This window comes from Nocardia carnea NBRC 14403, from assembly GCF_000308515.1.
Taxonomy (GTDB): domain Bacteria; phylum Actinomycetota; class Actinomycetes; order Mycobacteriales; family Mycobacteriaceae; genus Nocardia; species Nocardia carnea.
This window is the reverse complement of record NZ_BAFV01000037.1, coordinates 1-18,762: the sequence shown is the minus strand read 5'-3', so window position 1 is coordinate 18,762 and position 18,762 is coordinate 1. Positions and strand designations below refer to the sequence as shown.

Below are 18,762 nucleotides of genomic sequence, written 5' to 3'. Positions count from 1 at the left end.
CGAACCGGAGCCCGGTTATGTTTCCCATCACAGACGCGATAATCCCGCTTCCGCAACTATCACGGCGGCCCATATCATCGCGCGGTGGCAAGTGAGGCGGAAACAGGCACACTGATCGAGCACTTCGTGCTCGCGGTCTGCGATCCAGGACGGTGGGAGGGGGTGGACCGGCTCGCCGAGCTGGATCTGACCCTGGCCCAGGCGCGCGTACTGTTCAGCGTCGTCCGGCGCAGCGAGCCGCAACCGATCCACACCATCGCAGGCGAACTCGGCCTGTCGATGACTGCGGCCGGCCGCAATGTCGACCGGCTGGTGCGCCTGGGACTGCTCACCCGGGAGGAAAGCCCGACCGACCGGCGGGTGAAACTCGTCGGCCCCACCGAAGACGGGCGTCAGCTCGCCTGGGACCAGATCGCCATCCACCGCGCGACGATCGACCAGGTGGTGGCCGGCCTGCCGGACCCACTGCGCGCAGACCTCTGCCGGGTCCTCACCGCTGTCCTCGAATCCGGGGCCATACACAACGTCGTGGCGTGCCCCCCAGCATCTTCAGGAGAGAATTCGTGAACGCAAGTCCAGCCCCCGCGCCCGCCGCGGGGGCCCCGGAGAAGATCGACGCATCGGTGCTGAAACTGGCCGGTGTCGTCGTTCTCGGATCCATCATGTCCATTCTGGACATCACGGTGGTGAACGTCGCCATGCCGACGTTCCAGTCCGAATTCGACGTCGCCAACTACTCGACGGTCGCGTGGACGGTCACCGCCTACACCCTCGCACTTGCCACCGTGATCCCGCTGACCGGCTGGGCGGCCGACCGCTTCGGCACCAAACGGCTCTACATGATGGCACTGCTGCTGTTCACCGCCGGATCGGTGCTGTGCGCGCTGTCCTGGAACATCGGCGCGCTCATCGGCTTCCGGGTGATCCAGGGCCTCGGCGGCGGCATGCTCATGCCCCTCGGTATGACCATCCTGACCAAAGCCGCCGGACCCGAGCGGATGGGCCGCTTGATGGCCATCCTCGGTGTGCCGATGCTGCTGGGCCCGATCCTCGGCCCGATCCTCGGGGGCTGGCTGATCGAGGACGCGTCCTGGCACTGGATCTTCCTCATCAATCTGCCGCTCGGTGCGATCGCCATCGTCTACGCCTGGTTCGCCCTGCCCAAGGATGAGGCGCGGCCCACCGAGAAGTTCGATTTCGTGGGCATGCTGATGCTGTCGCCGGGTCTGGCACTGTTCCTGTACGGCATCTCCTCCATCCCGGAGGAAGGCACCGTCAACACGCCGAAGGTGTGGGCGACCATGCTGGTCGGCGGGGCGCTCGTGGCCGCGTTCATCGTGTACTCGTTCAAACCGAAGAATCCGCTGCTGGATCTGCGGCTGTTCAAGAACCGCGATCTGACCGTCGCCACGGTCACCATGTTCCTGTTCTCGGCGTCGTTCTTCGGTGGCCTGCTGCTGATCCCGACCTACTTCCAGCAGGTGCGCGGTGAAAGCGCGCTGATGGCGGGTCTGCTGGTGGCCCCGCAGGGCCTCGGATCGCTGCTCACCATGCCGATCGCCGGCATGCTGGTGGACAAGGTCCCGGTCGGCCGGGTCGTCCCGGTCGGCCTGGCGATTCTCGCCGCGACCATGTTCGGCCTGACCCAGATCGGCGCCGACAGCTCCTACTTCTACGTTCTCGGCGTGCTGTTCGTCATGGGTCTCGGTATGGGTCTGACGATGATGCCGCTGATGACCGCCGCGTTGCGCACGCTGAAGGAGGCGCAGGTGGCGCGGGGGTCCACGCTGCTCAATATCATTCAGCAGATCGCCAGCTCGGTCGGTGTCGCGGTGATCTCCGTGGTGCTCACCAACCGGATGCAGAGCTCGGAGGCGGTCTCGGCCGGTCAGGCGATGATGGAGGCGGAGCGGACCGGTGCACAGCCGGATCCGTCGGTGCTGCAGTACCTGGCGAGTCTGGGCGACAAGTTCGAGGAGATCATGCTCGGCGAGATGGCGGATGCCTATGCGACCAGCTTCTGGGTCGCCTTCGTGCTGTGTGTGGTGACCGTCGTCTTCTCGCTGCTGCTCCCGCGTAAGGCGAGTTCGGTGCCGAAGACCGGCGAGAACGCTCCGGCGCCGGTGCTGATGCACTGATTCCGCCGCTCCCCAGCGCACCGCCCGCCCGAACCCACCGGTTCAGGCGGGCGGTGCCGTATTCCGGAACCATTCGAGGATCTGCGGGAGGGCCGCACGTACCGTACCGCCGTGGTCGAGATCGCCGAGTTCGATGAGCTCGGCATCGGCGCCGAGTTCGGATTTCATACAGCGCTGCGAATTCTCGAACGGCACACTGCGGTCACCCGGAGCGGCGTACAACCGGACCGGAACACCGGCCTGCCAGTCGCACACCGCATCGCTGTCGGCCATGGCACGCAGGGCAGCACCGGTCGGGTTCAGGGCCAGGGACAGGAATTCCGGGGTGAGCAGTTCCTGCGGTGTCCGCGGGAGGCCCGCCCCGATCCGGAGCATATCGTGGCGGCCGTCGAAGAGTTCCTCGACGCCCTGTGCGTACGGTTGCCGGAATGCTTCGGCGGGCTGGTCGTACAGGTGGTAGATACGGTTCATCGCGGTGATCCAGTAGGCGAGGTAGACCACCGCCTGGCGCGGGCCCACCCGCCCGTCCAACGCCGCCGGCGCCTGGACCTCCTGGACGGCGTACGGTCCACTCACCGCGGCCGTCGCACCGAGACCGAAACCGTCCACCTCGCCTTCGCGCAGATCCCGCGCGAGGGCGAGTGCGGCCTGCCCACCCTGGGAGAATCCGGTGACCAGGACCTCGGGGTGAAGCTCACGATCCTGCCGGTCGAGCAGCTCGCGGGCCGCGAGCAGGAGGTCCGCGGACGCGGTGCCCTCCGACGGCGCGTGCGCATAGGGGTGTGGTCCCGGCCCGGTACCCAGTCCGAGGTAGTCCGGGGCCACGGCGAGGTAGCCGGCGGCGGCGAACAGGGTCGCCCGGGCGCGGTCGGTTTCGCCGTAGGCGGTCGGTGCCTCGTCGCGGCGCATGATCGTGCCGTGCGCGTAGGACACCGCGCGCAGGCGGGGATTCTCGGTATCGGGCACCACGACCAATCCGCTGGCGGTGGTGGGGGCACCGTCCGCGGCGACGGTCCGGTATTCGACGCTGTAGCGGCGGACACCCCCTGCCTGCAGCAGGGGGTATTGCCACTTGTCGAGATAGGCGCTGGTTTCCGAGGCGTTCATCGCCGGCATCGGGGTCACCGATACGATCTCCCCGCGGTTCGCGGGAGCGGTGGCCTGCCCGTCGTCGGAGGAACCGCAGGCGGCAACCGGCACCACGAGCACAGCAGCCAGTAGCGTCAGCAGAACCCGGCCTGCGTACACCGTTTTACCTCCCGGCGGGTAGATCGACAGTGATGTGGACGCTACCGAAGCGATGCGGGACCGGACGATCCGGTGCCGTGCGGGGCGCCGGTATGCCCGGGCTCTCCGGTCCGGTGTATTCGGCGATCTGCCGGGACCGCGAAACAACGAATCCGCCGGAGACGATGACATCTTCGTGGAAGCAGAAGTCATACCGGCCGCCGAGCGGCGGGATATGGTGCGGCGCTTGCTGGCACTGTGTCATACCGCCAACGACCTGGTAGCCGCCGCCGAAGCGGAGCCGCCCGGTCACGGCGCATCCTCGGCCGCGCTCCTCGAGCATGCGCACCGTATCCAGGCCGTGCTCCGCGATACCGTGGTCGATCTGGTGGCCAACGGGCACGCACAGCCAACGGATGCCGCGTAGCGTCGAACCTGTTGAGGCACAGGCGTTTCTATCACCTATTCCCAGCAGTGGGCGCAGAAATACACTGGGGTGATGGCAAAACCGACCCCGTGGGGCCGCAGCGCGGATACCGACGCGGTGCGCTCCTCGTTTGCCGGTACCCCGGGTAGCGCGGGGGCCACGGACCCGGCCCGGGACCGGATACAGCGGTGGAACGAGCGCCGGGCCGCGGCCACCGCCCTGTTGCGGCGAGCCCGCGGCCGGGCCGACGATATCCGCACGGCACCACGGCTGACCGGTAAGTGGGGCTACGTATTCAGTGCACTCGGGGGCATCGTCGCGTTCATCCTGATGTTCCAGCACTGGATGGTGGCGAACGGACCGGACGGAACGGCCGCGGCAACGGCGTTCGGGCGGATCGATACGACCACCCGTTACCTGTCCGTATGGTCCTCCAAGGGCGCACCGCCCGCCGCCGATCTGACGGGTTCGTGGGCGGTGACCGCCAGTGCCGCGATCGCGGTCTGCCTCGCTGCCGTGGCGATCTACATCGTCACCGATTCACCACGTTTCGCCCGGATCGCCACCGGCGCTTCCGTGCTCACCGCGATATTGGTCGTGGTGAACCTGCTGTATCTGACGTCCCGGCAGAAGAGCCTCAAGGATATGACGGCCCGGCGCTGGGATCTCGGCGGTCAGATCGGCTCCTGGATCGACTGGGCGTTCAACGACGGCACCAAACCGGTGGCCGGTTTGAATCGGATCGACTACGTGGCCTCGGGTACGGTCACCACGGCCGCGATTGCCGCAGTGGTGACCGCTGTGGCAGGGGCGGTGGTGGCGGTCGCGATGGTGCCGCGCCGCACGGACGGGTCGCCGTGGTCGTGGATTCCCTGGCGGGTCAGTGTGTCCCGGGCGACGACGAGCAATTACGTGGCGACGGGCGCCGATCGGACACCGGCACCGGCGCCGGCGCCGGCCGTGGAAACCCCGGCAGCAGAACCGGAAGGGGTGCGGGGGGTGGAGAGCGATCCGCCGGATGACGCCCGGCCGCCCGGGACACCGCAACGTTAGACGCGGGCCACACCGCACCGTCCGGTTCGCGAGGCCGGCCGGGGCCCGATCATCACGGACCCCACCATGGACCGGCCACGCAGTGTAGTGTCGCGCGCGTGCCGGATCAGTTGCGGCACAGGCACGGTTCCGAAATACCTATCAGCGGCCCTGTCGGCTCGAGCGATCGCGAGGCATATGTTCCCGAATCAGATGTCCACCGACTACCCCGTCGCCCCCATCCCGGACGAGGCCTACGGCCGGGGCGCGCCGCTGCCCGCTCCGCGCGGGCCCGATCTGGTGATCACCGCGCTGCTGTGGTTCCTGCTCGCCACGCTGGCCATCGTCTCGGTGGTCATCTCCCCGTGGTTCCTGCTGGCGATGGGCGTCTGTGAAGGGCGTACCGGTTGCAATACCGATCCGAGTACCGGGAACTGGATCATCGTGCTGGGTGGCTGCTTCGGCTTCCTGATCGGCGCCGCCACCTCGGTGAACGCGGCACGCAGCGGGCGTGCGCTGTATCCGGGCGCGCTGATCGGGGTGGTATTGGTGCTGGCCGCCTGGCTGGCGGGCTCACTGCTGATGGGCTGAGACCCGGCCCGGGGCGGACGACGCAGTCCGCCCCGGTCGCATTCAGGGCTGCGCGGGAGCGAACCGCTGATCGGTGTAGCGGCGCAGGTTGGCCAGGAACCGGCGGAACGCCATATTCATGAAGGGTGTCGCCGCGAACGCCGTGAAACGCGCAGGCCCGGCCAGGCGCTGTGCGAGGGTCCAGGTGAGCCGGCAGCCCTCCGGTGTCGGCTCGATCCGGTAGTCCTCGGCGAATGCCCCGAGGGCGCCGGTGGAGCAACTGTTGAACCGGAACGCCATCCGGGTGTTCGGTTCCCAGACCAGGAATTCCTCGTCACCGACGAGCCCGCCACGCATATCGACCATCCGGGTCGTGCCGACGCCACGGGGCTCCGGGCTGGTCCAGGTGACCTTGGTGATCACGCTCGCCCACTGCGGCCAGGATTCGGCATCGGCCAGTACCTCGAACAGTTGCTCGGGAGTGATCGCCAGGTCCACGCTGTTACTGCACCGCACCGGCGCATTCTCGAGGAATTCGAGCCCGACCCGTTCACAAGGACGCATGGTGCTCATCGCCGGCCACCGCCGATCCTGTGCTCCGGTCCCCGATTCGCACGGATGTCCACGCGTCTGTTCCTCTCGTCGCTCGGCACAGCCACGGAATACCGGCTGCGCACCGATGGTGACACCTGTCCAGTCGTATGTCCATATCTCCGGCTCGCCCCCGCCGGCCGGACCGGCTTGGGACCGGTGGCAGGAAAATCCATCACGCGCTGGCCCACATCACAGAGTTGAGCCGAATCCCGTCCGGCAGGCCGCCGGGCGCAATAACTTCCGGCGATGCGTCACCCACGCCGCACGCGCCGGATCCTGCTCGTCCTCGTGGCCGTGCTCGCTCTCGTACCCGTCGCGGTCTCCCCCGGCTCCGCCGCACCTCCGTACCCGGGTGCGCCCGCCGCGCCCGACCGGCCGGGGACGCCGGAATCCCGGATAACCGGCACCCGGGCACTCGGCGGGCGCGCGGTCGAACTGGCCGTGTACTCGGCCGTTATGGGCCGGGAGATCCCGGTACGGGTGTTACCGGCCGCAGATCCGGCGGCCGCGGCGCCGGTGCTGTACTTGCTGAACGGGATCACCGGCGGCGGCGACGGGGGCAACTGGTTCGACCGCACCGATCTGACCGAATTCTTCGGCTCCGAACAGGTCACCGTCGTCAACCCGATCGGCGGCGCAGGCAGTTATTTCACCGATTGGCGTGCCGACGACCCCGTACTGGGCCGCCAGCGCTGGACCACCTTCCTCGCCGCGGAACTGCCGCCGTTGATCGACGCCGCCTACCGCGGCAGCGGCGCCAACGCGCTCGCCGGGGTCTCGATGGCCGCGGCGTCGGTATTCCAGCTCGCCCTCGCCGCCCCCGGCCGGTACCGTGCGCTCGGCTCCTACAGCGGCTGTGTCCGGACCAGTGATCCACAGGGTCGCGCGATGGTCGAAATGGTAGTGCGCAGCTATGGGGGGAATCCACTCAACATGTGGGGTCCGCCGCAGGATCCGGCGTGGTCGGACAACGATCCGTTCCTGCACGCCGGGAAGTTACGTGGACTCGCCCTGTACGTCTCCGCCGGAACCGGTGCACCCGGCGCTCTCGACACCATGGAAGGCCCGGGTATCCGGCATAATCCGGGCAAGTTGCTCGACCAGCTGCTGATCGGCGGCGCCCTGGAGACGGTCGCGGCGCAATGTACGGCCCGGCTGGGTGAACGCCTGCACGAGCTGGGCATCCCGGCGACGGTGGCGCTACGACCCGACGGTACGCATTCCTGGGGGTACTGGCAGCGGGAACTCCATGATTCGTGGCCGCTGTTCGCTGCGGCGTTGCGCGGGTGAACGCAACCATACTGGGCTACTTCACAATTCGGCCGGTGACCGCTTGTGTGGTGACGGAAGGTTGTCCGGAAGCGGTTCCAGACACTCGAACGGCATCGGTAGCGTCGGCCCCGATGCCGTAGCGGCACCGGATATTTTGCGAACCTTTGGCACTTCTGTCGGACTTTCATCGCAACTGATGTTTCCGGCGGCGCCGGCGGCGAACACCGCAGCTCACCCGGATCCGGGAGGACACGTAGATGTCGGACATTGCCATAGTCGGTATCGGCTGCCGATTCGGAGGGGGAATCGACTCTCCGGAATCGTTCTGGGATTTCGTGGCCGGTAAACGCGATGCCGTCGTCGAGATCCCCGCCGACCGCTGGGATTACCGGCGCTACTACGACCCGGAAAAACGCACACCCGGTCGCAGCTACACCAAACGGGGTGCGTTCCTCACCACCGATCCCTGGGAATTCGATCCCGATTTCTTCGGTATCTCCCCGCGTGAAGCCACCGGTCTCGACCCGCAGCAGCGTCTCCTGCTCGAGGTCACCTGGGAGGCACTCGACGATGCCGGGGTAGCCGGTAAGGCCGGCGGGGAATCGGTCGGTGTCTATATCGGCGGTTTCGTGGTCGACCAGTCCGTGGTCGGTGTGGTGGGCCCGGCGCTGGCACATGTGGATATGCACACTGCGGCGTCGGCGTCCTACACCATGCTGTCGAACCGGATCGCCTACGCCCTCGACCTGGTCGGGCCCGCGCTCACCATCGATACCGCCTGTTCTTCGTCGCTGGTGGCGTTCCATCTGGCCTGTCAGGCGCTCGAGAACGGCGACTGCACGATGGCCCTGGCCGGCGGTGTGAATGTCATGCTGCAGCCGGAAACCTTCGTCATGATGTGCAAGGGCGGCTTCCTGGCAGCCGACGGCCGCTGTAAATCCTTCGATGCGGCCGGGGACGGCTACGGCCGCGGCGAGGGTGGCGGCATCGTCGTTCTCAAGAAGCTCGACGAAGCAGTGCGCGACGGCGACCGCATCTACGCGGTGGTCAAGGCGACCGGGTCCAACCAGGACGGGCGCACCGCGGCCATCACCGTGCCCAACGCCGATTCCCAGGAAGCGCTCGCCCGGGCGGTCTGCGCGCGGTCGGGGCTCACACCCGAAGAGATCACCTATGTCGAGGCACACGGCACCGGCACACCGGTGGGCGACCCGATCGAACTGCGCGCTCTGGGCACGGTCTACGGCGCCGCCGAGAGCCGTCCGGAAACGCTCGGTGTGGGCTCGCTGAAGGCCACGCTCGGGCATACCGAGGCCGCCTCCGGGATCGCCAGTGTCATCAAATCGGCGCTGGCCCTGCAGCACCGCACCATCCCGCCGCAGGGCTGGCTCGACGAACCCAACCCCGATATCCCGTTCGCCGATCTCAATCTGCATATCCAGCTCGAACCGCAACCGCTGCCCGCGGACGCGGGTCCGATGACGATCGCGGTGAACGGCTTCGGCTACGGCGGCACCAACGCGCATACGATCCTGCAGGAGTTCCGGCCCGCCGCCACTTCCCCGGCCGACCGCGAACGCCACCATCTCGGGGTGCTGCCGGTCTCGGCGCGTAGCGCTCCCGCGGTCCGTGCCATGGCGGGCCGGTTCGCCGATCTCCTCGCGGCGGGCGCGGACCCCGATCATCTGGCCGAGGCCGCGTGGACCCGGCTGGCGCACCACCAGTTCCGCACCGGAGTACCGCTGCGGGAACGCGCGGAACTCGTCGCGGAGCTGCGGCAGTACGCGGGCGGTGAAGGGCGCGATGCGGTGCGCACCGTCTCCCAACGCACCGACGAACCGGTCTTCGTCTTCTCCGGGATGGGGCCGCAGTGGTGGGGTATGGCCCGCGACCTGCTCGCCGCCGACGGTGTTTTCGCCGCGACCGCGCGCACCGTCGACGCCGCGTTCGCCGAGGTGGCCGGCTGGTCGATCCTCGAAGAACTGCTGCGGCCCGAGAAGGAGTCCCGGGTCACCGCGACCGAAGTCGCTCAACCGGCGAACTTCCTGGTGCAGGTCGGGCTGGTGGCCGAACTCGCGCAGTACGGAATCACTCCCGCGCGGATCGTGGGCCATAGCGTCGGCGAGGTATCGGCCGCGTATGTGACCGGGATGCTCACCCTGCGCGAAGCCGTCACCGTCGCCTATCACCGGTCCCGGCTACAGGCCACCACCGCGGGGACGGGCGCGATGCTCGCCGTCGGCACCGGCGCGGAGAAGGTCCGCGAATATATCGGTGACGACGCTGCGGTGGATATCGCGGCGGTCAACAGTCCCGGATCGCTCACCCTGGCCGGTGATGTTGACCGCCTCGACGAGATCGCCGAGAAGCTCACCGAGGACGGCGCCTTCGCCCGCGCGCTACGGGTCGAGGTGCCCTACCACAGCCGGTTCATGGACCCGATCCTCGGCGAATTGCGCACCGCGCTCGCGGAGCTGTCCCCGCGGGCGCCGCGGATCCCGCTGGTGTCCACGGTGACCGCGCAGGCGGTGGTCGAGGCCGAGGACGGTTTCGATGCCGAATACTGGTGTGCCAATGTCCGGCAGCCGGTCCGATTCGCCGACGCTATCGCCGGTCTGGTCTCCGCCGGGCACCGGGTGTTCGTCGAGGTCGGGCCGCATCCGGTGCTGTCCGGAAATATCCGGGAGGTGCTGCTCGCCGCCGGCGAGAACGGTGCGACGGTTGCCACTCTGAACCGTAAAGCGCACGACGCCGACAGTATCCGCCGTGCGATCGCCGGTGTGTACGCCGCCGGTGTCCTCGATATCGCGGCACTGTTCCCGCCGGAGGGCCCCGCCACCGAACATCTGCCGCTACCGCGGTATCCGTGGCAGAACACCCGGCTGCACAATCCGCTGCCGCTGTTCGAACAGCTGCGGCTCGGCAGCCCCGGCACCTATACGATGCTCGGCGACCCGGATATGGAAGGCCGGCCGGGCTGGATGCTTCAGGTCGGGACCGAACTGTTGCCGTGGCTGCCCGATCATGTCGTGGGCGGGATGCGGATCATGCCCGGCGCGGCGTATCTGGACGCGGCACTGAGCGCGGCCGCCACCCGCTCCGGTGATACCCGGGTCGCGCTCGAGGACGTACGGTTCGTGGCGCCGATGGTCATGGCGCAACCGGATGTGCCGTTCCTGGAACTGGGTATCGAGGAAGGCGGCGGCCGGTTCCTGATCCGGTCGCGCAGCGCCACCGGATCGGTGTGGACGGTGCATTCCACGGGCCGCATCCTCAACGGCAGTTACGAAACGATCGTGGATACGGTGCCGGAACCGGAGTCCGCGGTCGACTTCGAACCCGAACTGTTCTATGCGGCCCTGGCCTCGCGCGGACTGCAGTACGGTCCGGCTTTCCGGCGGGTCACGGCGGTGCGTGCCGGACGCGATGCGGTGGTTGCCACCGTCGATGCGACCATCGCCGCCGGCTCCGGACATCTCGCGCATCCCGCGGTGGTGGACGCCGCGATGCAGACCGTCGCACTGCTGTTCGCGCAGGACGGGCTCGGCGACGGTGCGATGGTTCCGGTCGGGGTCGAGGCCGTGCGGATGTACCGGGCGTTGCCCGAGGAGGTGACCGTTGTCGCGCGGCGTGACCCGGAATCGGGGCGCCTCGCTGATGTGCGGTTGCTCGCCGTCGACGGGACCCTCTGCCTGCATCTGATCGGGGTGCGCCTCGGCGCCCTCACGCCCGGTGGCAGCCCACTGCAGCGGATGGCCGACTTCTACTACTCCGACACCATGGAGCCGGCCGAACCCATCGATACCGCGACACTCGGTGAGACCGGGACCCCGGCGACCGTAATCCTTGCACTGGGCGACAGCGACCGAGCCCGGGCACTGGCCGAAACCCTGCCCGGCGCCAGGTACCGGCTCACCACGGGCGACGATCCCGATCTCGAGACCGAGCTGACCGAGCTGCTGCGCACGAGCACGGAAGAACCCGAGACCGACCGCATCCATGTGGTGATCGTGGCCGGGCGGATCGAGGACGATCTGGCCGATCTGTGGACCCTGAAACGGATCGCGGTCGCCACCCACGAATTCGCCGCACCCGGTGAGGGCGATACCCCGATCGTCGGTATCGGCGATGGTTCCTGCCATATCACGCTGGTCACCGAACATGCCTTCGCCCTGCCCGATACGCCCGCACCGCCCGATTCGCGCCAGGCGGCGCTGGCCGGTGCACGGCGGGTGCTGCTGAACGAACAGCCCGCGCTGCGCTGGCGGCTCATCGATACCGAACCCGGTACATCCCTCGACGACCTCGTCATCGAACTGGGCGTCCCGGGCGCATTCCAGTACGACAACTCCGACGAGGTGCTACTGCGCGCCGGCGCACGCTGGCTGCCGCGGATCACCACCCCGCTGCAGGAACGTATCGATATCCTGGAAACCGCCGAACCACTCACCGACCCCGAGGCCGATTTCGAGCTCGAGATCCCGAAATCGAAACTGCTGTCCGCACTGGCCTGGCGGCGTACACCGCGGCGGGATCCCGGGCCGGGCGAGGTCGAGGTCGGGATGCGCATCATCGGCCTCAACTACAAGGACCCGCTCAAGGTCATGGGGATTCTCGGTGAACGCGAACTCGCCGAAACCTTCTTCGGCACGAGTCCCGGAATGGAAGGTGTCGGTGCCGTCACCCGGGTCGGTGCCGGGGTCACCGATATCGCGGTCGGCGATCTGGTCGCACTGGCGGCGAAAGGCATGATGCGGCGATACCACATCGTCGACCGCACCGCGGTTATTCCGCTGCCCGCCGGTACCGATCCCGCGGTGTGCACCAGCACCACCGCGTTCGGCACGGCCGAATACTCCCTGCTCGACCTCGCCCGCCTCGAACCCGGCGAAACCGTGCTCATCCACGGCGCCGCCGGCGGTGTGGGTTCCGCGGCGATCCAGGTGGCCAAAACGCGCGGGGCGCGGATCATCGGGACGGCGAGTACCGAAGAGCGGCGGGCACATATCCGCGAACTCGGCGCCGACCATACGTTGAACTCACGGTCGCTCAACTTCGCCGACGACGTCCTCGCCCTCACCGACGGTGCCGGGGTGGACGTGATTCTCAGTTCGGCGCCGGGTGAGGCCCTGCGGCAGAACTTCAAGGCCATCCGGGAATTCGGGCGCATCGTCGAGGTCGGTAAGGCCGATATCTACACCGGCGGGCTGCTCGAACTCGCCGTATTCGACAAGAATTTGTCCTACTTCTCGATGGACCTCGACCGCATGTGCCGGTTCCGGCCACTACAACTGGCGGATCTGCTGCGCCGGGTGGTGGAGAAGTTCCAGACCGGCGAATACCGGCCGCTGCCCTACGAGCTGTACGGAACGCACGAGGTCGCCAAGGCGTTCGACGACACCATCCGCTCGACCAAGATCGGCCGGATCGCCCTGTCACTGTCCGACGAGGCGCCGCCGGTCCGGCCGATGCTGCCCGAACTGGAGATCGACCCGGCGGGAACCTATCTGATCGCCGGCGGATTCGGTGGTTTCGGCATGGCCACCGGGACCTGGCTCGTCGCCAAGGGCGCGCGCCGGCTGGTGCTGGTGGGTCGCAGTGGTGCCGCTACACCCGCGGCCCGCCGGCAACTGGCCGCGTGGCGAGCCGCCGAGGTCACCGTGATCGAGGAACGGGCCGATATCGCCGACGCCGCGACGGTCACCGCGCTGGTGGCCCGGGCCCACGATCCGCGGTATCCGCTGCGCGGTGTCTTCCACGCTGCCGGGGCGGTCGCGGACAACCGGGTCGAACATATGGACGCCGAGCAGCTGGCGCGGGTCTACCGGTCGAAAGTGCACGGCGCCCGGATACTGCACGACGCGGTCACCGGGGCCGGGGCGCGACCGGATATGTTCGTGCTGTACTCCTCCGGCGGCTCCATGTTCGGGATCTTCGGTCAGTACAACTACACCGCCGCCAACCTCGCCGTGGAAGCCCTCGCCGAGGAATGGTCGCGGGCCGGGGAACGGGTGCTGTGCGTGGGCTGGGGCCATATGTCCGGTGCCGCCGGCGGTATGGCCGCCGACGAGAAGGTCGCGAAATACCTGGAGCTGGCCGGTTTCGGGCCGATCGATATGGCCGACGGCACCCTCTACCTGGAACAGGCCCTGCGACTGGGCGTCACCCGGGCCGCCGTCATCCCCACCGACTGGTCGAAACTCACCGCGGCGTTCCCGCAGATGAGCCGCACCGGACGGCTCGCCGCGCTCGTCGCGGCCTCGGTCCAGGACAACTCGATGCTGGCGAAACTGAAAGCCGACCTGACCGCCCTCGAAGAGGGTAAACGCGGGCAGGCCATGGCCCGGATGCTCGCCGACCAACTCGCCGTCGTCATGGGGGTACAACCCGACACCATCGACCTGACCGTCCCGGTCACCGAACTGGGCCTGGATTCGCTGATGGCCGTCGAATTCGGTTCCCGGGTCAGCAAACAGCTCGGCATCGAGCTCATGTCGCTGCAGATGGGGCGCGCGTTCAGCCTCGAACAGGCGGGGCCGAAGGTGGCCGAGCTGATTCTGGCCACCGATCCGGCGGCCGGATTCGCGGCGTCCCTGCCGGGTTCCGCGCCCGGACCGGACGGCTCTCCGGATGCCACGCCCGTCTCCTCCGGGAAGGTGGCCGTGACCTGGAAACCCGGAACTGCCCTCGGCAACGGGACGGGGACCGTGGACGGTAGTGCCCGGGCCGACGGCGCCGCCGACAGCAGGAAAGCCGACAGTAACGGCACGGCGGCGGGCAGCCACGAGGACAGGCCGGCGGCAGCACACCGCGTCGAATCGACAGCGGGCAACGGCGAGGGGAAGCCGGCAGACAATCACGTCGGGCCGGCACCACGCACCGATGGCGAACCGATAACCGACAACAACGGCCGACCCGTAACAGGTGATGGCAGCGGCCCGACAGGAGCCGACAGCACGGAGTTCGCAACAAGTAACGGAGACCGGCCCAGTGGTGAGCCGGCAGCAGGCAACGGCGGCGGGCCGACGAGCGGTGAACCGGCAGCGGATAACGGCGGTGAGACGGCGGGTGGCGACGGCGCCGAGCCCGTGGCAGGTAACGGCGGCGAATCCGTAGGGGGCAGCGGCACCGAGTCCGTAGGGAGCGCGCGCGTGTTACTCGGCAGGGAGGCTCCGCGGTGATCACCGGCACTACGGCGGACACCCGGGCCGGCGCCGGGGCGGGCGCTTGGGCGGCCTTCGCCGGCTGTCTGCTCTCGGTGTTCATGCAGATGATCGACGTGACGATCGTCAACACCGCGCTCCCCGAGATCACCGCCGATCTGCACGCGAGTTCCGCACAGCAATTGCTCATCGTGTCCGGGTACTCGCTGGCCTTCGCGTGCACCCTGCTCGCCGCTGCCCGGCTGGGTGCCCGGATCGGGCGGCGGCGGATGTTCCTGTTCGCAGTCGTCGCGTTCACCGCGGCGTCGGTGTGGTGCGGTACGGCCGACAGTGCCGGTGAGCTCGTTCTGGCGCGGATCGTCCAGGGTGTGGCCGGTGGGGGGATGGCGGCGCAGACCATCGCGATCCTCACCGCCCTGTTCCCGCGCCGGATGCATACCCAGGTGTTCGCGCTCTACGGCGCCACCTCGGGTTTCGCGGGCCTGCTCGGGCCGATCCTGGGCGGCGGCCTGGTCACCGCCGATATCGCCGGGCTCGGTTGGCACAGTATTTTCCTGATGAATCTGCCGCTCGGGGTCGTGACCTTCGTCCTCGCCTGGCGTTTTCTGCGCCTGGAGACGCCGCAGCAGCACGTTCCGATGGATTTCCCCGGTGTAGTTCTCTGCGCGGCAACGCTTTTCGCTCTGCTGTACGCGCTCTCGGAAATCCACCTGCACGGTTGGCGCCCGATTCCGTGCCTGATCGCCGTGGCGGCGCTCGGGCTGGGCGCGCTCACCCTGCTCCACGAACGCGCCGCCACCCGCCGCGATACCGGGCCGCTGGTGCGGCTGGATCTGTTCGCCGACCGTGGTTTCGCGGTCGGCTCGATCGTGATCACCGGTTTCTTCGGGCTGTTCACCGCCTTCGTCTTCGCCATTTCCATCACCCTGCAGGATGTGCTGGAGTTCTCGGCCCTGCGCACCGGGATCGCGATGACCCCGTTTGCGCTCGGCGCCGGCGCCGGTGCCCTGCTGTCACCGATCCTGGTGAGACGGTGGGGGGTGCGGGTACTCGCGGGCGGTCTCGTGCTGTACGCGGCGTGTGTGCTCATGGGCGTCGTGTATGTGAACATCACCGGCGGGCAGGTGAATATGCTGCTGTGCGCCGCGCCGGTTTTCCTGTGCGGGTTCGGCGCCGGGGTTTTCGCGGTACCGCTACAACCCCTCATGCTGTCCGGTCTCGACGATGCGCAGATGGCCGAGGCCTCCGGGCTGGTCCCCACCATCGAACAGATCGGCAACGGCGTCGGCCTCGCACTGCTGGCGACGGCGTTCTTCCGCGCCCATACGCTCGGCGGCAGCACCGTGATGCTGTCGGCGATCGCGGTGCTCGCACTGGTGCTGGCCGCCGTCACCCTGGCCCTTCCCGAACCGGCCACGCCGGACAATTCCGCTACGGCACGCGCGCCGGCGGTGAACTGAGGAATACGAGATGGTCGATTTCGGACTCATCGACGAATGGAATCCCGCGCCCGGACGGGTGGTGAGCTGGGAGGCGACCCCCGCCGCGCGGGCCGCGGCCGCCGCGGCACCGGCGCACAACGCACCGCCGTCGCATCAGCAGGAGCACTATCTGCGACAGGCGCACCGTACTACCGGCACCGGCGACCGGGGTTCCGGGTTGTGCCTGGTCACCGCGGAGGTCCCGGCCGTACTCGACCGCGCGGCAATGACCCGGGCGGTCAACGAATTCCTCACCCGGCACGATACTTTCCGCAGCTGGTTCGCCCTCGAACCCGACGGCGCGCTGCGGCGGCACCTGATGGAACCCGGCGAGATCGAATTCGCGCCCGTCGATCACGGGCCGATCGCCGACGCCGCCGCGATCCGGGAGCTCGCCCAGGCACGCACTCCCGGCCCCACCCGGTGGGACTGTTTCACCTTCTGGGCCCTCGAACACGACGAATCCACCACCGTGTTCATGGCGATCGATCACCTGCACACCGACGGTGTGGGTCAGCACATCTCGTCGTTCGAACTTGCTTGCCTGTATGCGAAACACGCCTGGGACCAGGCGCCGCCCATCCTGCAGCCCGCCAGCTACACCGAGTACTGCGCCCGCGAACGCGCCGCCTCGGCGCAGCTGTCGCTCGCCTCCCCCGAGGTCGGCACCTGGTTGCGGCTGCTGCGCGGCAACGACGGCGAACTGCCGTCGTTCCCGCTGGATCTCGGTCTGCGCGACGGCGGTACGCACCACAGTGCACATCGCACGGTGACATTGTTCGATGAGGACGCGGCGGCTCGTTTCGAGAAGGTCTGCCGGGACAATGGCGGCGAGTTCGCCGGTGGGGTGTTCGCCGCGGCGGCGCTGGCCGAACGCGAACTCGCCGACAGCGACTATTATTTCGGCATCACACCGCTCAACACCCGGGCCACGTTCGAGGAGATGGCCTCCATCGGCTGGTATGTGGCCCTGGTTCCGGTCGCGTTCCCGATCGGGACGCGTGCCACGTTCGAACGAACGGTGGCGCGGGCCCAGCGGGCCTACGAGAACGGTATGCGGCTGAAAACCACCACCATCCACCGAGTGCTCGAGCTGGCACCGGCCGAGAGCGGTATCGAGGTCGGGCCGAACTGGTCCAACCCGATGATCTCCTATGTCGATGCCCGCGATTTCGCCGGTAGCGAGTTCTTCGATATCGCCCGCAGCGGCTTGTACGGTAATCGCGCGGCCAGCGAGGAGGCCCTCATCTGGGTCAACCGGTTACCGGCCGAAACCACGATCAGCGTGATCTACCCGGACAATCCGGTCGCGCACGAGTCGGTGCGGCGTTATCTGGACACGCTGGGCCGGCTCATCCGGGCGGCCGCGACCGAACGCGGGTAGGCCGGACCTCAATCCACCGCGAGGGCTTCGACGATCGGCATCCGTGCCGCCCGCAGGGCCGGCGGAATCGAACCGAGCAGTGCCAGCAGCAGGGCGACCACCCCGTAGACCACCAGCAGCGGACTCGGTTCGTAGACGACGTCGATGGTCATCGCATGGCCGATGGCGATCGCGGACAGATACTGCACGGCGGCGCCGACGAGCAGGCCGAGGACTGCACCGATCACCCCGATCCCGGCGGCCTCGGCCAGTACCGACCGCAGCAGGAAACGACGGCTGGTACCCATCGCCCGCAACACCCCGATCTCGCGGCGGCGGTCCAGTACCGACAGCATCAGGGTGTTCAGCAGCGCGATGGTCGCCACCAGGACGACGATCCAGAGAATATTCGTCGCCAGCGCGGTTCCCTGGCGCAGGCTCGCCGAAGTGGCCGCAACGGCTTCCCGGCCGGAATCGATATAGAGCTCCGGCGGCACCACCCGCCGGAGTTCGGCACGGACGGTTTCCGGGTCGGCCCCGGGGGTCAGATCGACGGCCAGGGTGGTCTCCCCCGGCCGTTGATACCAGCCGCGCATCCGGTCGAGATCCATCATGATCACGCCGGCGATGGCGGAGAAGTACGGGATCACCTGCAATACACGGACCTCGTGGCGGCCCGTCGGCGTCGGCAGGGTGAGGGTGTTGCCCGCGGCGACATTCAGTGACCGGGCGACATCCCGGGAGACCACCACGCCCTGACCGGTGACGAGCAGGCGGGCGGTTTCCGGGCTGATCTCCGAGCTCAACCTCGTATTGTCGGAGGCCGCCGGGAACCCCTGCAGCAGGACCCGGCCGGCGCCGACACTGGCGAATGCCAGCTGTGCCGGATTCACCGCCGCCACACCGGGGACCGCTGCGAGTTGTTCTTCGAGGCCGTCGGGGAGCAGCGGGCCGGTCGGGAACTGCGCCATGGAACCCGGGGTGACCCAGAAGTCGGTCGCGGCCAGGTTTTCGAAACTCGCCCCGGCCGAATCGACGACGTTGCGGGTCGCGCTGCCGGTGGACACGACGGCCGCCACCCCGATCAACACCGTCATCGCGGTGGCCCAGACCCGTCGCGGTGCGCGTTCGAGGGTGGTGGCGCCCAACGCGCCGGGACCACCGAACAATCGGGCGATCGCGCCGGCCGTGCGCACAATCGGGCCGGTCGCCGCGAAACACAGCACGATCGCGGCACCGAAGGACAGGGAGATCGACGCCAGCGACCATATCCCGAAATCGGTTTCGGCAAGGTAGATCGCGGCGCCCACCATGAACAGGCCGAGGACCACCGCGGCCCAGCGCAGCGCCGGGCGCACGGTATCGGAGGCCGCAGCCCCCACCGGCACCAGCGCTTCGATCGGTTGTACCCGGTACACCGCGCGGGCCGCGAACGCCGACGCCGCCACACTGGCCAGCACACACAACGCGATGGCGACTGGTACCGCGTAGCCGG

Annotated in this window: 12 protein-coding genes; 9 read left to right on the top strand and 3 right to left on the bottom strand. The window is 68.3% G+C overall.

Features of this window, described 5'->3' with window-relative positions; genetic code table 11:
* The first annotated feature begins 84 nt into the window (after window positions 1–84).
* Together ON22_RS12430 and ON22_RS12425 are read left to right on the top strand one after the other, a co-directional pair.
* Complete coding sequence (locus tag ON22_RS12430; protein WP_051157553.1) at window positions 85–567, top strand: MarR family winged helix-turn-helix transcriptional regulator; 483 nt, start codon at window positions 85–87, stop codon at window positions 565–567.
* A complete protein-coding gene (locus ON22_RS12425; protein WP_051157552.1) occupies window positions 564–2,138 on the top strand; it encodes a DHA2 family efflux MFS transporter permease subunit in 1,575 nt (524 codons plus the stop codon). Before ON22_RS12430 ends, ON22_RS12425 begins: the two co-directional genes overlap by 4 nt.
* 42 nt (window positions 2,139–2,180) lie before the next feature.
* Here the strand turns inward: ON22_RS12425 and ON22_RS12420 are convergent, their stop codons facing one another.
* Window positions 2,181–3,386 (bottom strand): alpha/beta hydrolase, encoded by a 1,206-nt coding sequence (locus ON22_RS12420; RefSeq protein ID WP_051157551.1) that lies wholly within the window; start codon window positions 3,384–3,386, stop codon window positions 2,181–2,183.
* A gap of 175 nt (window positions 3,387–3,561) precedes the next feature.
* Here ON22_RS12420 and ON22_RS12415 point away from each other — a divergent pair, with 175 nt between their 5' ends.
* The 3 genes from ON22_RS12415 (at window position 3,562) to ON22_RS12405 (ending at window position 5,415) form a co-directional block, all read left to right on the top strand.
* Entirely contained in the window at window positions 3,562–3,792 is a 231-nt protein-coding gene (locus tag ON22_RS12415) for a hypothetical protein (protein WP_033246175.1), read from the top strand.
* 72 nt (window positions 3,793–3,864) lie between these two features.
* Complete coding sequence (locus ON22_RS12410; protein WP_033246176.1) at window positions 3,865–4,845, top strand: hypothetical protein; 981 nt, start codon at window positions 3,865–3,867, stop codon at window positions 4,843–4,845.
* A 192-nt stretch (window positions 4,846–5,037) separates the two neighbouring features.
* Entirely contained in the window at window positions 5,038–5,415 is a 378-nt protein-coding gene (locus tag ON22_RS12405) for a hypothetical protein (RefSeq protein ID WP_156052379.1), read from the top strand.
* A gap of 42 nt (window positions 5,416–5,457) precedes the next feature.
* Here ON22_RS12405 and ON22_RS12400 read toward each other — a convergent pair whose 3' ends face one another.
* A complete protein-coding gene (locus ON22_RS12400) occupies window positions 5,458–5,958 on the bottom strand; it encodes an SRPBCC family protein (RefSeq protein ID WP_033246275.1) in 501 nt (166 codons plus the stop codon).
* 276 nt (window positions 5,959–6,234) lie between these two features.
* On the opposite strand from ON22_RS12400, the gene ON22_RS12395 reads away from it, so the two are divergent.
* The 4 genes from ON22_RS12395 to ON22_RS12380 all read left to right on the top strand — a co-directional run bounded on the left by ON22_RS12395 (window position 6,235) and on the right by ON22_RS12380 (window position 17,288).
* Window positions 6,235–7,278, top strand: a complete 1,044-nt coding sequence (locus ON22_RS12395) for an alpha/beta hydrolase (protein ID WP_033246178.1) — start codon at window positions 6,235–6,237, stop codon at window positions 7,276–7,278.
* Between the two features lie 239 nt (window positions 7,279–7,517).
* Window positions 7,518–14,441, top strand: coding sequence for a type I polyketide synthase (locus ON22_RS12390; protein ID WP_081595531.1), 6,924 nt, complete (start codon window positions 7,518–7,520; stop codon window positions 14,439–14,441).
* The gene (locus ON22_RS12385) at window positions 14,438–15,883 is read left to right on the top strand and encodes an MFS transporter (protein ID WP_051157549.1); all 1,446 of its coding nucleotides are present in this window, start codon (window positions 14,438–14,440) and stop codon (window positions 15,881–15,883) included. The genes ON22_RS12390 and ON22_RS12385 overlap by 4 nt, the downstream gene beginning before the upstream one ends.
* A 10-nt stretch (window positions 15,884–15,893) precedes the next feature.
* Window positions 15,894–17,288 (top strand): condensation domain-containing protein, encoded by a 1,395-nt coding sequence (locus tag ON22_RS12380; protein ID WP_033246179.1) that lies wholly within the window; start codon window positions 15,894–15,896, stop codon window positions 17,286–17,288.
* An 8-nt stretch (window positions 17,289–17,296) separates the two neighbouring features.
* Here ON22_RS12380 and ON22_RS12375 read toward each other — a convergent pair.
* A partial coding sequence (locus tag ON22_RS12375; protein ID WP_043740101.1) for an ABC transporter permease occupies window positions 17,297–18,762 on the bottom strand: 1,466 nt, incomplete at its 5' end.

What these genes read in the sequence shown, in the direction of transcription:
- ON22_RS12395 (WP_033246178.1), top strand. Translation starts at nt 6,235, where the DNA reads ATGCGTCACCCACGCCGCACGCGCCGGATCCTGCTCGTCCTCGTGGCC.
- ON22_RS12390 (WP_081595531.1), top strand. Translation starts at nt 7,518, where the DNA reads ATGTCGGACATTGCCATAGTCGGTATCGGCTGCCGATTCGGAGGGGGA.
- ON22_RS12380 (WP_033246179.1), top strand. Translation starts at nt 15,894, where the DNA reads ATGGTCGATTTCGGACTCATCGACGAATGGAATCCCGCGCCCGGACGG.
- ON22_RS12400 (WP_033246275.1), bottom strand. Translation starts at nt 5,958, where the DNA reads ATGCGTCCTTGTGAACGGGTCGGGCTCGAATTCCTCGAGAATGCGCCG.
- ON22_RS12410 (WP_033246176.1), top strand. Translation starts at nt 3,865, where the DNA reads ATGGCAAAACCGACCCCGTGGGGCCGCAGCGCGGATACCGACGCGGTG.
- ON22_RS12405 (WP_156052379.1), top strand. Translation starts at nt 5,038, where the DNA reads ATGTCCACCGACTACCCCGTCGCCCCCATCCCGGACGAGGCCTACGGC.